At 72.1% G+C, this 17,506-nt stretch carries 16 protein-coding genes and 1 riboswitch; of the genes, 9 read left to right on the forward strand and 7 right to left on the reverse strand.

Annotated elements, in window-relative coordinates; all coding sequences use genetic code 11:
- Positions 1 to 183 precede the first annotated feature (183 nt).
- The 5 genes from AB0O00_RS10895 to AB0O00_RS10915 all read left to right on the forward strand — a co-directional run bounded on the left by AB0O00_RS10895 (position 184) and on the right by AB0O00_RS10915 (position 4,051).
- On the forward strand, positions 184 to 597 hold the full coding sequence (locus AB0O00_RS10895; protein WP_363650375.1) for a hypothetical protein: 414 nt from the start codon (positions 184 to 186) through the stop codon (positions 595 to 597).
- Positions 598 to 845: 248 nt separating this feature from the next.
- Positions 846 to 1,727, forward strand: a complete 882-nt coding sequence (locus AB0O00_RS10900; protein ID WP_363650338.1) for an EamA family transporter — start codon at positions 846 to 848, stop codon at positions 1,725 to 1,727.
- 124 nt (positions 1,728 to 1,851) lie between these two features.
- Positions 1,852 to 2,133 (forward strand): hypothetical protein, encoded by a 282-nt coding sequence (locus AB0O00_RS10905; RefSeq protein WP_363650340.1) that lies wholly within the window; start codon positions 1,852 to 1,854, stop codon positions 2,131 to 2,133.
- 94 nt (positions 2,134 to 2,227) lie between these two features.
- Positions 2,228 to 3,163 carry a nuclear transport factor 2 family protein gene (locus AB0O00_RS10910; protein WP_363650342.1) on the forward strand — a complete coding sequence of 312 codons (936 nt, stop codon included), beginning with the start codon at positions 2,228 to 2,230 and terminating at the stop codon, positions 3,161 to 3,163.
- 258 nt (positions 3,164 to 3,421) lie between these two features.
- Positions 3,422 to 4,051: a hypothetical protein gene (locus AB0O00_RS10915; protein WP_363650344.1), complete on the forward strand. Its 630-nt coding sequence runs from the start codon at positions 3,422 to 3,424 to the stop codon at positions 4,049 to 4,051.
- A 9-nt stretch (positions 4,052 to 4,060) separates the two neighbouring features.
- Here AB0O00_RS10915 and AB0O00_RS10920 read toward each other — a convergent pair whose 3' ends face one another.
- The 7 genes from AB0O00_RS10920 to gcvT form a co-directional block, all read right to left on the reverse strand.
- Positions 4,061 to 4,726, reverse strand: a complete 666-nt coding sequence (locus tag AB0O00_RS10920; protein ID WP_363650346.1) for a hypothetical protein — start codon at positions 4,724 to 4,726, stop codon at positions 4,061 to 4,063.
- Positions 4,727 to 4,900: 174 nt separating this feature from the next.
- The gene (locus AB0O00_RS10925) at positions 4,901 to 5,413 is read right to left on the reverse strand and encodes a hypothetical protein (protein WP_363650348.1); all 513 of its coding nucleotides are present in this window, start codon (positions 5,411 to 5,413) and stop codon (positions 4,901 to 4,903) included.
- 15 nt (positions 5,414 to 5,428) lie between these two features.
- Positions 5,429 to 7,120, reverse strand: a complete 1,692-nt coding sequence (locus AB0O00_RS10930) for a hypothetical protein (protein ID WP_363650350.1) — start codon at positions 7,118 to 7,120, stop codon at positions 5,429 to 5,431.
- Positions 7,121 to 7,249: 129 nt separating this feature from the next.
- Positions 7,250 to 8,617, reverse strand: a complete 1,368-nt coding sequence (locus tag AB0O00_RS10935; protein WP_363650352.1) for an L-serine ammonia-lyase — start codon at positions 8,615 to 8,617, stop codon at positions 7,250 to 7,252.
- Positions 8,618 to 8,755: 138 nt separating this feature from the next.
- Positions 8,756 to 10,024 carry a serine hydroxymethyltransferase gene (gene glyA / locus AB0O00_RS10940; RefSeq protein WP_363650354.1) on the reverse strand — a complete coding sequence of 423 codons (1,269 nt, stop codon included), beginning with the start codon at positions 10,022 to 10,024 and terminating at the stop codon, positions 8,756 to 8,758.
- Between the two features lie 84 nt (positions 10,025 to 10,108).
- Positions 10,109 to 10,483 (reverse strand): glycine cleavage system protein GcvH, encoded by a 375-nt coding sequence (gcvH, locus tag AB0O00_RS10945; RefSeq protein ID WP_363650356.1) that lies wholly within the window; start codon positions 10,481 to 10,483, stop codon positions 10,109 to 10,111.
- Positions 10,484 to 10,583: 100 nt separating this feature from the next.
- Positions 10,584 to 11,720: a glycine cleavage system aminomethyltransferase GcvT gene (gcvT, locus tag AB0O00_RS10950; protein WP_363650358.1), complete on the reverse strand. Its 1,137-nt coding sequence runs from the start codon at positions 11,718 to 11,720 to the stop codon at positions 10,584 to 10,586.
- A 230-nt stretch (positions 11,721 to 11,950) separates the two neighbouring features.
- Positions 11,951 to 12,056: riboswitch (glycine riboswitch) on the reverse strand.
- A 248-nt stretch (positions 12,057 to 12,304) separates the two neighbouring features.
- Here gcvT and AB0O00_RS10955 point away from each other — a divergent pair.
- The 4 genes from AB0O00_RS10955 to AB0O00_RS10970 all read left to right on the forward strand — a co-directional run bounded on the left by AB0O00_RS10955 (position 12,305) and on the right by AB0O00_RS10970 (position 17,410).
- Positions 12,305 to 13,099, forward strand: a complete 795-nt coding sequence (locus AB0O00_RS10955; RefSeq protein WP_363650359.1) for an enhanced serine sensitivity protein SseB C-terminal domain-containing protein — start codon at positions 12,305 to 12,307, stop codon at positions 13,097 to 13,099.
- 116 nt (positions 13,100 to 13,215) lie between these two features.
- Positions 13,216 to 14,139: an enhanced serine sensitivity protein SseB C-terminal domain-containing protein gene (locus AB0O00_RS10960; protein ID WP_363650361.1), complete on the forward strand. Its 924-nt coding sequence runs from the start codon at positions 13,216 to 13,218 to the stop codon at positions 14,137 to 14,139.
- 463 nt (positions 14,140 to 14,602) lie between these two features.
- Positions 14,603 to 15,592 (forward strand): ABC transporter permease, encoded by a 990-nt coding sequence (locus AB0O00_RS10965; RefSeq protein ID WP_363650363.1) that lies wholly within the window; start codon positions 14,603 to 14,605, stop codon positions 15,590 to 15,592.
- A 54-nt stretch (positions 15,593 to 15,646) separates the two neighbouring features.
- Entirely contained in the window at positions 15,647 to 17,410 is a 1,764-nt protein-coding gene (locus tag AB0O00_RS10970) for an ABC transporter substrate-binding protein (protein ID WP_363650365.1), read from the forward strand.
- Positions 17,411 to 17,506 lie beyond the last annotated feature (96 nt).

Consider the following 17,506-nt stretch of genomic DNA (forward strand, 5'->3'; position numbering starts at 1 on the left):
GCCCGGGTCGGCCGCGGCGCAGGATGTCGGCCAGGTCGACTTCCTGCGCACGGCACCTGCGAGCTCCCCACGAAATATCTAGGCCGGTCTATAGATTTTCCATCACCTGGCAACCGCGCTGCACAGGAAGTCGACCTGGCCGACTTCCTGTGCAGCGCCCTTGCCGGGCGGGATGATCTCGGCATGGACCCCGCGCTCCCCCGGACCGTTCGCGCCCTCGACACCGACCAACTCCTGGCCCTGGAGCAGGAAGCCGCCGCATGCCGCCTCAACCGGCGGCTCCCGGTCGCCTGGCTCCGGGAGCACCTCGCCCCGGAGGCGACGCATTACGTGGTCCCCGTGCTCGTGCACCGGCTCAGCCATCGCCCCGAAGTGTCGCCGCACTGGAGGTGTCGGCTGCTGCTGACGGTCAGGAGCGGCGAAGAGATATGGAGCCTGCTCGACGTCCTTCCCGACACGTTCGACAGGCTTCCGGAGACCTTGGGGGCGGCATCGAGGAAAGACATCGTCGGACGCATGGAGCGCGCGGTCACCCAGGTCGAATGGGCGGAACGGGCGGCGGCATCCGACGGCCCCGGAGCGGCGTCGCCGAACTGAGTCACGTGCCGGGTCCGGTCTGCACAGGAAGTCGGCGGGCCCGACTTCCTGTGCAGGGCTCCGGGTACCATCGGGCCCATGAACTCCTACTGGCACGTCGTTCTGCCACCGCTCTGCGCCTGATCGGGCGCACCACGGTGGTTTGATCCCGCGACCCCGGCCGGCCTTCCTCGCCGCCAGGGGTGCATCGCGTGCGCCCGTTTCGAAGCCGCTCACCATCACGGTTCTCGACGACGGAGTTCACCATCGTGCGTGCTCGCTCTGCCCTCACCGGGCCTCTCCCGATCCTTGCCGCCGCCCTCCTCTGGGGCACCACCGGCACCGCCAGTTCCCTCGCCCCGGCCGGGGCGTCCCCGACGAGCATCGGCGCTGCCGGGCTCGTCCTCGGGGGCCTGCTCCTCTTCCTCTCCTCCCGCGCCGCCCGTACCCTGCCCCGCGCGTGCACCCGCCGCGAACGCGGGCTCCTCGCCATGGGCGCCGTCGCCGTGGTCGGGTACCCGCTCACGTTCTACCCGGCCGTCACCCGCACCGGCGTGGCCGTCGCCACCGTGATCGCTCTCGGCAGCGCCCCCGTCTTCACCGGCCTCCTCGGCCGGCTCGCCGGTCAGGCCCGACCGGGCGCCCGCTGGGCCGGCGCGACCACCACCGCCGTCCTCGGCTGCGCCGTGCTCGTCCTCGGCCCCGAACTCGCGGGCGGCGGCGCGCCCGTGGACGTCCTCGGCGTGCTGCTGGCGGCGCTCTCCGGGCTCTCGTACGCCGCGTACTCCCTCATCGGCGGCCGGCTGATCGTCCACGGGCACCCGTCCGGCGGCGTGATGGGCGCGATGTTCGGCGGGGCCGCGCTGCTGGTCCTGCCCGTGCTCCTGCTCGGTGACGGCCACTGGCTGCTGACCTTCCGGGGCTCGGCCGTCGCCCTCCACCTCGCCGTGATCACGACCTTCCTCGCGTACCGCCTCTTCGGCCACGGCCTGCGCCACACCACGGCCCAAACCGCCACCACCCTGACCCTCGCGGAACCCGCCGTCGCCGCCCTCCTCGGCGTCGCGGTCCTCGCCGAGCGGCTCCCCGCCGTCTCGTGGTCCGGCCTGGGCATCCTCGCCGCCGGGCTGGCCGCACTCTCCTTCGGGTGATCTTGGCGCGGTTTCCGGGCGAACGCCGTGGATCTTCGCTATCTCTATCCGTGATCGAAGTTCGTGGGCGAATCCCATGGCTGCCGGTCGCCAACTCATGGATGATTGAAAGGATTTGAGTGCTTTGAAGCTCGTACGACGGATCGCCGCAGCGGCCACCGGCCTCACCCTCGCGCTGGGCGGTGTCGTCGCCCTCGCGCCGACCGCGAGCGCGACCCCGCAGGGGTGCTTCTACTACGTCCTGGAGAACAAGCCGGACGCCGACCCCCAGATCGCGGAGGACGCCTGCCTGATCGGCGCGGCCGGGGGGCAGGCGGCCTTCCAGTCCTGTTACCGCCTCCTGCGGGAGGACTACGTCCCCGCCGTCATCGCCGGCAACGCCTGCCGCCGCGCGGCGCAGGAGTAGCGGCGACACCCGTGGCCCGGGCCGGAGTTCACGCTCCGGCCCGGGCTGCCTGAATACCGTCGCGGGGCGGCCCGGCCGGGTGTTGGATGACCGCGTGACCGACACTGCCCTCGCCCGGCTGTACGAAGCCCTCCGCTCGCGCCCCAGGACAGCCGCGTTCGACCCGATCCCCTTCCTCCACGCCCTGCACGAGGCCGGCTCGCACGCCGTCGTGATCGGCCAGGTGGCCGGGATCCTGCACGGCTCGGCCGACCCGACCGGCGACCTCGACCTCCTGTGGGACGGCAGCTCTGCGGAGGCGGCGGCCCTGCGCGCCGCCCTGACGGCCGCCGGCTGCGTCGAACTCCCTGCCCTCGACCGGCCGTCGACGCCGTTCCGCGTGCCGGGAGCGGACGGCGACCTCTGCACCCCGGCCGCGCCCTGGGGCGGCCTCGACACCACGGACTGCCTGGCCGGGGCCGTCACCGCCACCGATCCGTCGACCGGCCTCACGGTGCGGTACGCGGCGCTCGACGACCTGATCCGCATGCGTCGCGCACTCGGCCGGCCGAAGGACCACCGCCGCGCCGACGAGCTGGAACGCCTCCGGAACCCCACCCCACTCGACGTCCTGGCCCGCTACCGGCAGGCGATCCTCGACAAGGACGCCGACGCCCTCGCCGACCTCTACGCCCCGGACGCCGTCCACGAGTTTCCGTTCCTCTACCCCGGCATGCCCGAGCGCCACGAGGGTCGGGAGGCGGTCCGCGCGGGCTACCGCGCCGCCTGGGGCGCGAGCCCGGCGCAGCCTGACGAGATCCGTGAGGTCGCCGTCCACCGGAGCACCGACCCCGAGGTGATCACCGTCGAGCAGGTCGTCGCCGGCACGATCGCCGGCACGGACCGCCGGTTCTCCGCCCCCGGCCTCCTGGTGATCCGCGTCCGTGCCGGCCGCATCGTCCACGTCCGCGACTACATGGACGGCCTCGGCGTGGCCCACGCCATGGGCCGCCTGGCCGCCGTCGCCGCCCGGTTGGAAGGCACCGCCTGATCGGATGGCCGTGCCGAATTTCGGCGAGTCCGGCGGAGGCCCTGTGAGAGGGTGACTCCTTCCGATCACGAACAGGGGGGACCTGTGCGCTTCTCCGGGTGGGTGCCGGCCGGGCTGGCCGTGCTGACGGCCTTGTCGCTGGCGGGCTGTGACGCCGGCTCAGGTGCTGTGGATGCAGCGAACACGCCTACGGTGTCGGCGAGTTCACCGACTCCGAGCTCCGCCACGCCGAGCGAGGACACCGGTGCGCTGGCACTCGTGAAGAAGGCGCGGGAGGCGCTGGCCGCCGCGCCGACGGTGACGGTGCGGGTGGACAAGCCGCACACCGAGCAGGTGCGGGTCTGGAGCCAGACGGTCTCCTACGACCGGCAGGGCGACTGCGCGGGTGAGACGAGCTACGCCCAGGGCAAGATCTTCTTCCGCGTGCTGGGGAGCGACGAGTGGTCCCACACCGACCGGGACTGGGTGATGGCCCACCGCGGCGACACGTCCGACGACAACCTGGAGGCCGTGGTCGCCATGATGCTCAAGTGGCAGCCCGTCCGGGCCGACGACGCGGCGCTGCGGAAGGAGTACCGCGACAACTGTTCGGAGCAGGGCGCGTTGGACCTGATCTGGAGCGAGGCGCCCGACTACAAGACCATGAAGGTCGACCGGGCCGGGACCGGTACGGTCGACGGGACGCCGGTGGTGGTGCTGCGCTCGGCCGGGTACGCGGGAGTCTCCACCGTCTCGGTCGCGGCCGAGGGCACCCCGTACCCGGTCAAGGTCGAGTTCGCCCCCTCCACCGCTGCGCGGCCCGCGACCACGTACACCTTCGGCGGCTTCGGCGCGCCGCTGCAGGTCGACCGGCCCAAGCCCGAGGAGACCTTCGGCCCGAAGAGCTGATGACAGGCCCTAGCAGCGGCCGGTGAGGCACCAGGACGTCACCAGGGATTGCTGGATGGGTTGGAGGGGCGTGGGCCAGTCCTCGGCGGGGCCGGCGAGGAGGAGGGCGTAGGTCTTTCCGTCGGGGGCGGTCATGATGTGGTCGACGGCGCGGCGGGTGCTCTTGCCGGGCGGGTTGTAGGCGTACTCCAGGTCGGCGGCGCCGCCCGCCGTGACCTCCAGGCGGATGCGGTGGTAGCCGGGGAAGCGGGTGGGGTTGCCGGCCAGGCTGCTGTCGGTGGCGGTGGCCTGGTCGTAGGGGGCGCCGTCGCCCATCACGAAGACCTGGATCAGGCTGCTGCCGTCGGGGGAGTCGTAGAAGACGGACGTGCCGTCGGCGCGGCGTTGCCAGCCGGTGGGGACGGGCAGGGTGAAGCCCGCCGGGTCCTGGACCGTCGTGAGGCCGGTGCTCGGCGTCGGCGTCGGGGTGGGCGTGGGCGTGGGCGTCAGGGTCGGCGGCGGCGTCGTGACGGTGCGGGTCGGCGTGGGGGAGAGCTGCACCGGGGAAGGGGACGCCGACGTCACGGCGTTGACCGGCTGCTTCCCGCCGGCCCGAACGGACAGCAGGTACCAGCCGCCGCCGGCGATCCCGCCCAGCAGCACCCCGGCCACGGCCGCCAGCACGAGCGCCTTCACGCGCGGCCGGCCTGCCGACGGCCTCTCGGGCGGCGGGTACCGAGGCGTCGGGCTCTCGGGTGGTGGGTACCGAGGCGGCATCGCCGGAGGAGGAGGCGGCAGCGGCGGCGGAGCCGCCGGGCCCGGTCGGGTGACCCAGCGCTGGCGTTCGGCATCCCATTCCAGGTCCACGGCTCAGCCCAGGAACTGCTCGATCGCCTGGACGACGGCGAGTGCCGAGGCGAGCCCGGACACCACCGTGCCGGCACCCGTGAGCAGGTGCCGCAGTCGCTCCAGCCGCGTCCGACCGGCCGTCCCGGTCCGTTCGAGTTCCGCGCCGACGGTCTCCAGCTCACCCTCCACGGCGTCCACGCCGTCGCCCTCCGCCCGGGCCAGGAGCGGGAGTTGCTGCTGGAGCGTCCGGACGGAGGTCAGCAGTTCCCGGGCCGAGGCGTCGAGCTGCACCGAGGAGTCGACGGCCCGCGCGCCCGCACCGGACGCCACCGCGCCCCCGCTCATCGACCCGATGGCGATCCCGCCCGGCGTGGCGGCACCCGGCACCGGAACGCCCGGATCACCTGCGGCAGGGGCAGAACCCACCCGCTGCGACCGGTCCTCCGCCAGGGCGTGGTCGCCCGCCGCGACCGCCCCGCCGCTCAGGTGGCCGATCGACACCCCGCCGGCCTGCTCCTGCGATTCGTCACTCATCGTTGATCCCCTCCATCAGGTCGTCGTTCCACCGGTGGCGGCGCCGGCCCGCGCCGAGGCGCCGGCCCCGGACGCGACCGCGCCGCCGCTCATGGCGCCGATGTAGACGCCGCCCTCCAGCACCTGCACCACGGTCTGCTCGAACTGGCCGGTCTCGTAGCCCTCGCTGTGCAGCGCCTCCCGCACGCCCGCGATGAGCCGCTCCTGGATCGTCCGCACGTACCGGCTGACGTCCAGGTCCTGGAGCAGCGAGACTTTCGACTCGGCGGCGAGTTCGCGCAGCGAGACCCCCGGCCGGGCCGACGGTGCGAAGCCGTCCCCCGCCGCAGCCGCCCCGCCCCAGGGCCCGGCGCCGTAGCGCAGCAGCGACCGGAGCGCGGCCGGCCCGGCGACGAAGGCGGACACCGCCGGGCGCCCGGACCGCAGCCGGACGCCGCGCAGCGCGACGGCGTCGGCCAGCAGCTCGTAGTCGCGCCGGACCGGCCCGAGGACGTGCGGCACGACCTCCAGCAACAGCAGCCGCCCCTGGGTGTGCACCCGGATCAGCACCGACAGCACCACCTGCTCGTCCCACGCGCCGATCCGGATCCGCAGGAAGTGCCGGCGCCGCTCGGCGCCCTCGTCCACCGCGTCGTGCAGGTGCCGTTCGACGGTCTCGCGGTCGCGCCGGACGGCGCCGCGCGGGGGGCCGTAGGGGAGGAAGACGACCTCCTCGACCTCCATGTCCCGCAGCCGGTCGAGGCTGGTCTCGGCGGCGGCCTGCTGCAGGGCGAGCAGGCGCGGGACGAACAGGTCGAGGACGGCGCGCGCGGTGAGGTCGCGCTGCTGCGGGTTGACGCCCTGCCCGGGGACGACGCGCCCGGTCGGCCGGCGCTTGAGCTCCAGGACGAACGACCACGGCTGGAACGGGATCCCGGAGCCGAGGAAGGGCTGCGCGGGGTCGTAGACGACGAGCGGGGAGTACTGCTCGGCGTCGATGCCGGCACCGATCGCGCGGTAGCGGCCCCGGTGGGGCAGTCCGGTGGGCGGCAGGTCGGGGTAGCGCAGCCGGTTGAGCTGCTCGCGGACGGTGCGGGCGGCCAGCAGCCGGTGCACCCACACCACGGCGGCGAGCGCGCACGGGAAGGCCACGCCGAGGTAGTACGAGTGCTGGGCGAGGTCGCTCACCGCCCTTTCCCAGTAGCCGAGTTGGGCGAAGGCGGCGGCGACGGAGAGGAAGCCGGTCCGGGCCCGCCGGAGCGGGTGCGGCGAGCCGGCCGGCGGGACGGGCGCGTAGAGCGCGTGGTTGCGGGCGGCCGGGGTCTTGGCGAACCAGGACAGCAGGCAGGCGGAGGCGTAGAGGAAGGCGAAGTTGGTGACGTACGGGGTGGCCGTCTGTATCCCTTCTCCGAGCGGGTCGGAGGCGGAGGGGTCGTAGTAGTCGCGCCCGTGCCCGGGGGAGGGGGTCGCGATCAGCGGCTGGTGCGAGGCGACGAAGAAGCCGATCCAGATCGCCGCCAGCACGGCGCCGGTGACCGCCTCCGCCACCCGCGCCTTGAGCGCGTGCGCGAGGACCGGGACGAGGTCGAAGCCCAGCGACGGCGGCACGGAGCGCTCGTCGTGCTCGACCAGCTCGGAGATGACGCGCCGGCGGAACTCCGGGTCGAGGTGCACGCCCGCGCACATCAGCCGGGTGGCCTCGGACGCGGCGTACGGCTGGAACGTCATCCACTTCCCCCCGGTGGCGAGTGCCAACTGGCCGGGATTATCTACCGCTTGACGGCCAGTCGGCTACCTCTTTAACGCAACGAGCCCCCGGACGGTCACGCCGTCCGGGGGCTCGCAGCGGCCGGGAGATCAGCACTCGATGACGTTGACGGCGAGGCCGCCGCGGGAGGTCTCCTTGTACTTGATCTTCATGTCGGCGCCGGTCTCCTTCATCGTCTTGATCGCCTTGTCGAGCGAGACGTGGTGCCGGCCGTCGCCGCGCAGGGCCATGCGGGCGGCGGTGACGGCCTTGACGGACGCCATGCCGTTGCGCTCGATGCACGGGATCTGGACCAGGCCGCCGACCGGGTCGCAGGTGAGGCCGAGGTTGTGCTCGATGCCGATCTCGGCGGCGTTCTCGACTTGCTCGGGGGTGCCGCCGAGGACCTCGGCGAGGCCGCCCGCGGCCATCGAGCAGGCGGAGCCGACCTCGCCCTGGCAGCCGACCTCGGCGCCGGAGATGGAGGCGTTCTCCTTGAACAGCATGCCGATCGCGCCGGCCGCGAGGAGGAAGCGGACGATGCCGTCGTCGTCGGCACCCGGGATGAAGTTCAGGTAGTAGTGCAGGGTGGCGGGGATGATCCCGGCCGCGCCGTTGGTCGGCGCGGTGACCACCCGGCGGCCGGAGGCGTTCTCCTCGTTGACCGCCATCGCGTAGAGCGTCACCCACTCCATCGCGTTGGCCGGGCCGATGCCCTCGGCGCGCAGCGCGCGGGCCGCGGCCGCCGCCCGGCGGCGCACCTTGAGGCCGCCCGGCAGGATGCCCTCGCGGGACATGCCGGCCCGGACGCACTCCTGCATGACCTGCCAGATCTCCAGCAGCCCGGTGCGGATCTCCTCCTCGCTGCGCCAGGCCTTCTCGTTCTCCAGCATCAGGCCGGAGATCGACAGCCCGGTCTCGCGGGTGAGGCGCAGCAGCTCCTCGCCGGTGCGGAAGGGGTAGCGCAGCGCGGTGTCGTCGGGCTTGACCCGGTCCGCGCCGATCGCGTCCTCGTCGACGACGAAGCCGCCGCCGACCGAGTAGTAGGTCTTCTCCAGCAGCGTCGAGCCGTCGGCCGCGAACGCCCACAGGGTCATCCCGTTGGCGTGGTACGGCAGCGAGCGGCGCCGGTGCAGGATCAGCTGGGTGTCGGGGTCGAAGTCGATCGGGTGCTCGCCGAGCAGGTTGATCCGCTTCTCGGCGGTGATCCGCTCGACGTCCTTGTCGGCCTGGTCGACGTCGACGGTGCGCGGGGAGTTGTTCTCCAGGCCGAGCAGGACGGCCTTCGGGGTGCCGTGGCCGTGGCCGGTGGCGCCGAGCGAGCCGTACAGCTCGGCCCGTACGCCCGCCACCCGGGGCAGCAGGCCTTCGGACCGCAGGCGCCGGGCGAACATCCGGGCGGCGCGCATCGGGCCGACCGTGTGGGAGCTCGACGGGCCGATGCCGATGGAGAAAAGGTCGAAGACACTGATGGCCACGGGGGACGTCCTTGTCTGGTCTCGTGGACGGACATAAGCGGTACATGGGACGGGGCACCGCGCGTCCTTCCAGTGTGCGCGGTGCCCCGGAAACTGCCGTGGCCGACCGGCGTGAGGCCGGTCACCCACCCCCGACGGTCAGAGGTTCGGGTAGAGCGGGTACTTCTCGGCCAGCGCGGTGACGCGGGCCTTGAGGGCGGCGGCGACGGTCTCGTCGAAGCCCGGCTTGAGGGCCTCGGCGATGATGTCGGCGACCTCGCGGAAGTCGTCGGCGCCGAAGCCGCGGGTGGCGAGGGCCGGGGTGCCGATGCGCAGGCCGGAGGTGACCATCGGCGGGCGCGGGTCGTTCGGGATCGCGTTGCGGTTGACCGTGATGCCGACCTCGTGGAGGCGGTCCTCGGCCTGCTGGCCGTCGAGCTGGCTGTTGCGCAGGTCGACCAGCACCAGGTGCACGTCGGTGCCGCCGGACAGCACGCTGGCGCCGGCCTCGGCGACGTCGGCCTGCAGGAGGCGCTCGGCGAGGATCCGGGCGCCGTCCAGGGTGCGCTGCTGGCGCTCCTTGAACTCCTCGGACGCGGCGACCTTGAACGCGACGGCCTTGCCCGCGATCACGTGCTCCAGCGGACCGCCCTGCTGGCCGGGGAAGACCGCGGAGTTGATCTTCTTGGCCCACTCGGCCTTGGACAGGATGACACCGCCGCGCGGGCCGCCCAGGGTCTTGTGGGTGGTGGTGGTGACGACGTCCGCGTACGGCACCGGGTTCGGGTGCAGGCCCGCGGCCACCAGGCCGGCGAAGTGCGCCATGTCCACCATGAGCAGGGCGCCGACCTCGTCGGCGATGCGGCGGAACTCGGCGAAGTCCAGCTGGCGCGGGTAGGCGGACCAGCCGGCGATGATCAGCTTCGGCTGGTGCTCCTTGGCCAGGCGCTCGACCTCGGCCATGTCGACCTGGCCGGTCTTCTCGTCCACGTGGTACGCGGCCACGTTGTAGAGCTTGCCGGAGAAGTTGATCTTCATGCCGTGGGTCAGGTGACCGCCGTGGGCCAGGCTCAGGCCCAGGATGGTGTCGCCCGGCTGGATCAGCGCGAACATCGCGGCGGCGTTGGCCTGCGCGCCCGAGTGCGGCTGGACGTTGGCGTGCTCGGCGCCGAACAGGGCCTTGATGCGGTCGATCGCGATCTGCTCGACGACGTCGACGTGCTCGCAGCCGCCGTAGTAGCGGCGGCCGGGGTAGCCCTCGGCGTACTTGTTGGTGAGCACCGAGCCCTGGGCCTCCATGACCGCCACCGGGGCGAAGTTCTCGGAGGCGATCATCTCCAGGGTGGTCTGCTGGCGGCGCAGTTCGGCGTCGACCGCGGCGGCGATCTCCGGGTCGAGGGAGTGCAGGGATTCGTTGAGAACCGTCATGGTGTGGTCTTCCCGGGGCGAAGGAGGGACGGCGGGGTGCGGGGGAGGGGCCACCGCGCTGCGGCCCCTCCCGTCACGGGCTGGTCAGCCGCCGATGAGGGCGGTGTACTCGTCGGCGTTGAGCAGCTCGTCGGTGGAGTCCACGCGGACCTTGAACAGCCAGCCGCCCTCGAACGGGGCGCTGTTGACCAGGCTGTTGTCGGCCAGGACGTCCTCGTTGCGCTCGACGACCTCGCCGGTCACCGGGGAGTACAGGTCGCTGACCGACTTGGTGGACTCCAGCTCGCCGCAGGTCTCGCCGGCGGTCACGGTGTCGCCCACCTCGGGCAGCTGCACGTAGACGATGTCACCGAGCGCGTCCGCGGCGTGCTTGGTGATGCCGACCGTCGAGACACCGTCCTCGGCGGCCGTCAGCCACTCGTGCTCCTTGGTGTACTGCAGGTGCTGGGGGTTGCTCATGGCGTCATTCTCCAGGATGGGAAGCGGGTACGACGAAGCGGGCCGCCGCGCGGACGGCTTCGGCGTGGATCAGTGGTTGACCGAGGGCCCGGGAAGATCCTCAGCGCGCGCGCTTGTAGAACGGCAGGGCGACGACCTCGACCGGCTCGTGCTTGCCGCGCACGTCCACCGCGACGGCGGTGCCGGGGGCGGCGTGGGCCGCGTCGACGTAGGCGATCGCGATCGGCTTGCCCAGCGTCGGGGACGGCGCGCCCGAGGTGATCCGGCCGATCGGCGTGCCGTCGGCGGAGACCACGGTGTACTCGGCGCGCGGCACGCGCTTGCCCTCGGAGACCAGGCCGACCAGGACGCGCGGCGCCCCACCCTGACTACGCAGCGCCTCGGCCTCGGCGGCGGCCTTCTCCAGGGCCTTGCGGCCGATGAAGGCGCCGTCGTTGGTGGTCTTGTCGAAGCGGACGACCCGGCCGAGGCCGGCGTCGAACGGGGTCAGGTCGGTGGAGAGCTCGTGCCCGTACAGCGGCATGCCCGCCTCCAGGCGCAGGGTGTCGCGGCAGGACAGGCCGCACGGCACCAGGCCGTGGCCCTCGCCGGCGGCGGTCAGCGCCTGCCAGATGGCCTCGGCGTCGGCCGGGGCGCAGAAGATCTCGAAGCCGTCCTCGCCGGTGTAGCCGGTGCGGGCGAGCAGCACGTCCCGGCCGGCCACCTGGGCGGGCAGGATCGCGTAGTACTTCAGGCCGGGCAGGTCGGCCTCGGTGGTCTTCGCGAGGATCGCGGTGGACTCCGGGCCCTGGACGGCGATCAGCGCGTAGGTGTCGCGGTCGTCGGTGACGACGGCGTCGAAGCCCTTGGCGCGGGCGATCAGCTCGTCCAGCACCAGCTGGGCGTTGGAGGCGTTGGCGACGACGAGGAAGGCGTCCTCGCGCAGGCGGTAGACGATCAGGTCGTCCAGGATGCCGCCGTCCTCGGCGCAGATCATGGTGTAGCGGGCGCGCAGCACGCCGAGCGCGGAGACGAAGCCGACCAGCGCGTGGTCCAGCATCTCGCCGGCCTGCGGGCCGGTCACGGTGATCTCGCCCATGTGGGACAGGTCGAACAGACCGGCCTTGGTGCGGACGGCGAGGTGCTCCTCGCGCTCGCTGCCGTATCGCAGCGGCATGTCCCAGCCGGCGAAGTCGGTCATGGTCGCGCCGAGGGCGCGGTGGAGCGCGTCGAGCGCGGTGAGGCGGAGGGACGACATGGCCTGGGAACTCCTCGGTCTGGGCACTCAGGGGTGCACGCGCCGGACCGGACCCGCTCGGGGACCGACCCCGCGCGCGGGCATGCGGCGGCGTGGGTCTCCCCATCTGTCGTCGAACCTGAGAGCTTCACCGCGCAGCGGCCCGTCGCTGTTTCCAGCTTTCCGGACAGGATGGCGGCTTGCACCGTGGGTGGGCGCACGACAGGCCGTGCGCCGCTTTCCAGATGTGCCTAACCCGTGCGGTAGGGGGGCCTGAGAGATTCCGGGGAGGACTTGCTCCTTCGGCGCCGGCCGTGCCGCCAGACGGGGCACTCCGGACTCTCCCGCACGGGGTCGAGCGGCCGGTATGGAGTTGGAGGGGGCCGACTGCGCACGACGCCGTCGGACGCGCACATCATGGCACGTCCGCGGCACCGATGGGAGAGGGGACCCGGTCACACACCACGGAAAGGAACAGGCGCCCCTAGGGTCTGCCGTCGATTTCCCGCCCTCCGGGCGGACGACGGGACATCGACGGCAGACCCTAGACTGCTGCGCGTCGACAGCAGTGGGCGGCCGACGGGCAGAGGGCGGTACAGGGGCGCATGGGGTACCCGGTGGAGCAGCAGCAGGGGTGGGGCGGCCCGGACACGCCGCCGCCGGGCGGGGCCTGGCCGGCCAACGAGCTGGAGCAGGTGCTCACCGCCGCGCTGGGCGATCCGGGTGCGACGCCGCGGGTGGTCGAGGTCCTGGCGCGCAGCCAGGTGTGGATCCCGCTGCCCGCCGGGGGCGACCCGCAGGGGCAGTCGCTGGACCTGCCGACCATCGAGCTCGGCGGCGAACCGTACGTACCGGTGTTCTCCTCGCAGGAGGTGTTCCTCCAGCAGGCGCCGGGGATGGCCTTCGCGATCGCGCCGGCCTGGGAGTTCGCCCGCGGGCTGCCGCTGGGCGTCGGCATCGCCGTGAACCCGGAGGCCGCCGTCGGCATCCCGGTGCCGCCGCAGGGCGTCGCCGAGCTGCGCCGCGGGCCGCGCGAGGACCGCTGGGAGGACCCCTCGGCCCCGACCGGTGGCCGGGTCGCGCTGCGCGAGCCCGTGCCGGGCGAGGACCCGGAGCACTTCCTGGCCGCCTGCCGCGGCGAACTCGCCGCGCTGCCGGGAGTGTTGACCGCGCGGCGCGCGCTCGCGAGCATCGAGGGCGAGCCGACCGTCATGTTCATCGGCGTGCAGCTGGACCCGGCCGCCCCGGCCGACCCGGCGGCGGTGAACGATGCGCTGGGCCGCGCGCTGGGAACCGCGCCGCTGCCCGGCGGCGTCCACCTCGTGCTGCTCGACCTCGCGGACGATCCGGTGGTCGACTGGCTGCTCACCCGGGTGCTGCCGTTCTACGCGCGGGTGTGACGGGGTTCGTTCGTAGGCACGTCGCCGTGGCGTCGGCCGGTGCCGCGCCATAGGGTGCGTGCAGACGGCCGACGGGCCGGTGGCCGGTGAGGAAAGAGGCGCGGCGAGGTGGGCGCATGAGTGCGGGAGCGGTGTCCGGTGGTGCACCGGGGCCCTGGGGCCAGGCACCGGCCGGGCGCCCCGGCGCGGATCCGGGGGCGCTGGAGCGCGCGCTGCGCGAGGTCGCGCCGGAGCGCTACGAGGCGTACGAGCAACTGCTCCGCGCCCTGGCCGAGGGCCAGGTCTGGATGCTGCTGTGGCACGGCACCCCGGGCAGCCCGGACGCCCAGTACGGGAACATGGAGATCAGCGGCCACGGCTACGCGCCGGCCGTCACCTCCCCCGAGCAGCTGGCCGCCTCCGGCTGGGCGCGCGCCCACGAGGTCATCTCCGGGCGCGAGATCGCCGCGTCGCTGTACCGGACCCGCTGGGGCCTGTGGCTGAACCCGCACGCCCCGGGCGGCGGGGTCGGCGTGCCGTGGGCGGACCTGCGGCGGATCGCGGCGGGCCTGGACCGGCTGCCGGCCGGGCCGCTGAAGCTCAGCGAGCCCCAGGTGAACGCCCAGCAGTTCTTCGCGCTGCTGGAGCACCAGGCGGGCGAGGTGCGGGCCGTCCGGGCGCTACGCCGGGCCTGGGTGCAGCCGGCCGTGGGCGAACCGTACCTGGCCATCGGCCTGGACCTGTACGACAGCTCCCCGCCGGCCGTGGAGGCGGTGCGGGCGCTGATGCAGCGGGCGATCGCGGTGGCCCCGGAGGGGCTGGCGGTGTCCACCGTGGCGATGGCGGACGAGTTCGACCCGGTGGCGCTGTGGATGCGGGCCAAGGCGCGGCCGTTCTACGACCGCGAGGCGGCCGGGCTCGGCCGGCCGACCGGTGCCTACCCGCCGGTGCCGCCGCCGGGCCACCAGGCCCCGCCGTACTACCCGCAGCAGACCGGTCCCGGCTGGCACGGGCAGCCGCAGCCGCCCCAGCGGCCGTGGCCCGGATACCCGGGGCGCTGACCTCCCAAACGGGCAAAACCCGATTACGGAAGCCGACTTGACGTCATGTCAGGTCGGCTTCGGCGTTTTCCGGACGACTTCGCGACCAGGGGTGTCAGGCATCTTGACACGGTTATCACGGCCATGTGAAGAGGGATATGCCAATGATCGTGCGGGTGCATGCACGCAGATCACAGTTGGGCATCTGTCGCTTGGCAGGGCTGGCGCAAGCCAGTTCGGATGGCAGAGAGTTCTGCGCAACGCACCGCGCGACTTCGGAACCCCACAAAGGTGAACGCGCACGCCGACCGCTCCAGCCACGCGACGCCCATCCCGCGTGGTGGCAGTGCCCTGTGCACGACGCACTGCCGCACTGCCGCGAAACCCCGCTCCTAAGCACCTCCGCACGTCCGCATAGCCGCACCGCCGAAGCCGGCGACCGGCACCCGTGGGCCGGCCACCGTCGGCGAGGGGACCAACTGACATGACCACATCCGTCACCACCGCCGGGAACGATCCGGAGGCACCCGCCCCCGCGAGCCCGGCCCAGAAGATCGAGGGCCGCTCCCTCGGCCAGATCGCCTGGACCCGTTTCAAACGGGACAAGCTGGCCGTCGTCGGCGGCGTCGTCGTGATCCTGCTGATCGTGCTCGCCGTCCTGGCCAAGCCGATCGAGGGGGTGTTCGGCCTCGATCCGGACGCCTTCAACCAGGACCTGCTGGACGCCAACCTCGGCGGTCTGCCGCTCGGGGACTGGGGCGGCATGAGCATGGACCACCCCCTCGGCATCGACCCCGTCAACGGCCGCGACCTGCTCGCCCGCGTCATCGAGGGCTCCTGGGTCTCCCTGCTGGTCGCCTTCGGCGCGACGCTGCTGTCCAACACCATCGGCACCGTACTCGGCGTGATGGCCGGCTACTACGGCGGCTGGGTGGACACCCTGATCAGCCGGGTCATGGACGTCTTCCTGGCGTTCCCGCTGCTGCTCTTCGCCATCGCGATCTCGACCTCGCTGCAGGGCGGTGCGTTCGGCCTGCACGGCCTCCCGCTGCACCTCCTGGTGCTGATCTTCGTGATCGGCTTCTTCAACTGGCCCTACATGGGCCGGATCGTGCGCGGGCAGACGCTCTCGCTGCGCGAGCGGGAGTTCGTGCACGCGGCCCGCAGCCTCGGCGCCCGCGGCCCGTTCATCCTGTTCAAGGAACTGCTGCCGAACCTGGTCGGTCCGATCCTGGTCTACTCGACCCTGCTGATCCCGACCAACATCCTCTTCGAGGCCGGCCTCAGCTTCCTCGGCGTCGGCATCCAGCCCCCGCAGGCCTCCTGGGGCGGCATGCTCAACGACGCGATCAAGTACTACCAGGTGGACCCCCAGTACATGGTGGTTCCCGGTCTGGCGATCTTCCTCACCGTGCTCGCCTTCAACCTGCTCGGCGACGGGCTGCGTGACGCCCTCGATCCCAAGAGCAACTGACCCCGCGTCAGGTTCCTTCACCGCCTCCACTTCCTCAAGGGGTTGATCTCACCCATGCGTAGGTCCCGTACCGTCGCGCTGACCGCGGTGGCAGCTGCCGCAGTCCTCGTCGTGACCGGATGCACGTCCAGCAAGACTTCAGGTGGCACCTCCTCCACCAACGCGTCCGGCGCCGGTGCCGACGCGGCCACCAAGGGGATCGTCAACGCCTCGGACAAGAAGGGCGGCACGGTCACCTACGAGATGAAGGGCACCCCGGACTCCTTCGATCCGGGCAACACGTACTACGCCTACATCTACAACTTCTCGCGCCTGTACGGGCGTCCGCTGACCACCTTCGCCCCGGGCCCCGGCGAGCAGGGCAACAAGCTCGTCCCGGACCTCGCGGCCGGCCTCGGCCAGCCCAGCGCGGACGGCCTGACCTGGACGTACAAGCTGCGCGCGGGCCTGAAGTACGACGACGGCTCCGCGATCACCTCGAAGGACGTCAAGTACGCCGTCGAGCGCTCCAACTTCGCGCCGGATGTGAACTCCAACGGCCCGACGTACTTCCACGACCTGCTGGTCGACAACGACACGCCTTACCAGGGTCCGTACAAGGACAAGGAAGGCGGCCTGAAGTCGATCGAGACCCCGGACGACCTGACCATCGTCTTCCACCTGAAGCAGCCGTTCGCGGACTTCGACTACCTGGTCAGCGCCCCGCAGACGGTCCCGGTCCCGCAGGCCAAGGACGACGGCGCCGGCTACGTGAAGCACGTGGTCTCCTCGGGCACCTACAAGTTCGCGTCCTACGACGACGGCAAGCAGCTCACCCTGGTGCCGAACACCAACTGGGACCCGAGCACCGACCCGATCCGCAAGCAGCTCGCGGACAAGATCGTGGTCAAGATGGGCATGGACCAGGCCACCGTCGACAAGGACCTGATGGCCGGCAACGCCCAGGTCGACCTGGTGGGCCTCGGCGTCGACCCGCAGACCCAGGCGCAGATCCTGCAGAACCCGAAGCTCAAGGCCAGCAGCGACAACGCCTACGGCGGCCGCCTGGCGTACGTCGCGATCAACACCAAGGTCGCGCCGTTCGACAACATCGAGTGCCGCAAGGCCGTCCAGTTCGCGATCGACAAGACCTCGACGCAGCTCAGCTTCGGCGGCCCGGTCCGCGGCGCGATCGCCAACACCGTGCTCCCGCCGGACATCCCGGGCCACCAGGACTTCAACACCTGGGAGACCAAGGACAACAAGGGTGACGAGGCCAAGGCCAAGGACGCCCTCAAGGCCTGCGGCAAGCCGGACGGCTTCAGCACGGTGATCTCCGCCCGCACCGAGCGCGACCCCGAGGTCCAGGCCGCGACCGCGATCCAGGCCGCGCTGAAGAAGGTCGGCATCACCGTCGAGATCCAGAAGTTCCCGCAGGGCAAGTACTTCTCGGACAACGCCGGTGCCCCGCAGTTCACCCAGGACCACAACATCGGCCTGATGATGATGCAGTGGGGTGCCGACTGGCCGACCGGCTACGGCTTCCTGCAGCAGATCGTCGACGGCCGCGCCATCAAGGCCTCCGGCAACAGCAACCTGGCCCAGCTGAACGACCCGGCGATCAACAAGATGCTGGACGACGCCATCGCCAGCCCCGACCAGGCGAACCGCGAGAAGATCTACGCCCAGATCGACAAGAAGGTCATGGACCAGGCGGTCTACGTCCCGCTGACCTACGTCAAGGTCTTCCTGTACCGCCCGGACAGCGCCACCAACGTCGTCGCCACCTCGGGTTACTCGGGCCAGTACGACTACCTGAACATCGGCACCACCAAGTAAAGAGCCTGGCTCCGCATCCCTGAAGGCAGGTGAAGGCAGCGGCGCCCGCCGCCGTCCGGAAGATCCCGGACGGCGGCCGGCCGCCGGAGCCGCCCA

It is taken from the genome of Kitasatospora sp. NPDC093558, assembly GCF_040683475.1.
Classification (GTDB): domain Bacteria; phylum Actinomycetota; class Actinomycetes; order Streptomycetales; family Streptomycetaceae; genus Kitasatospora.

Excerpts from the sequence above, each read along its gene's own strand:
- AB0O00_RS10895 (WP_363650375.1), top strand. The coding sequence starts at position 184 with ATGGACCCCGCGCTCCCCCGGACCGTTCGCGCCCTCGACACCGACCAA.
- AB0O00_RS10925 (WP_363650348.1), bottom strand. The coding sequence starts at position 5,413 with ATGAGTGACGAATCGCAGGAGCAGGCCGGCGGGGTGTCGATCGGCCAC.
- AB0O00_RS10930 (WP_363650350.1), bottom strand. The coding sequence starts at position 7,120 with ATGACGTTCCAGCCGTACGCCGCGTCCGAGGCCACCCGGCTGATGTGC.
- glyA (WP_363650354.1), bottom strand. The coding sequence starts at position 10,024 with ATGACGGTTCTCAACGAATCCCTGCACTCCCTCGACCCGGAGATCGCC.
- gcvH (WP_363650356.1), bottom strand. The coding sequence starts at position 10,483 with ATGAGCAACCCCCAGCACCTGCAGTACACCAAGGAGCACGAGTGGCTG.
- gcvT (WP_363650358.1), bottom strand. The coding sequence starts at position 11,720 with ATGTCGTCCCTCCGCCTCACCGCGCTCGACGCGCTCCACCGCGCCCTC.
- AB0O00_RS10955 (WP_363650359.1), top strand. The coding sequence starts at position 12,305 with ATGGGGTACCCGGTGGAGCAGCAGCAGGGGTGGGGCGGCCCGGACACG.
- AB0O00_RS10960 (WP_363650361.1), top strand. The coding sequence starts at position 13,216 with ATGAGTGCGGGAGCGGTGTCCGGTGGTGCACCGGGGCCCTGGGGCCAG.
- AB0O00_RS10965 (WP_363650363.1), top strand. The coding sequence starts at position 14,603 with ATGACCACATCCGTCACCACCGCCGGGAACGATCCGGAGGCACCCGCC.
- AB0O00_RS10970 (WP_363650365.1), top strand. The coding sequence starts at position 15,647 with ATGCGTAGGTCCCGTACCGTCGCGCTGACCGCGGTGGCAGCTGCCGCA.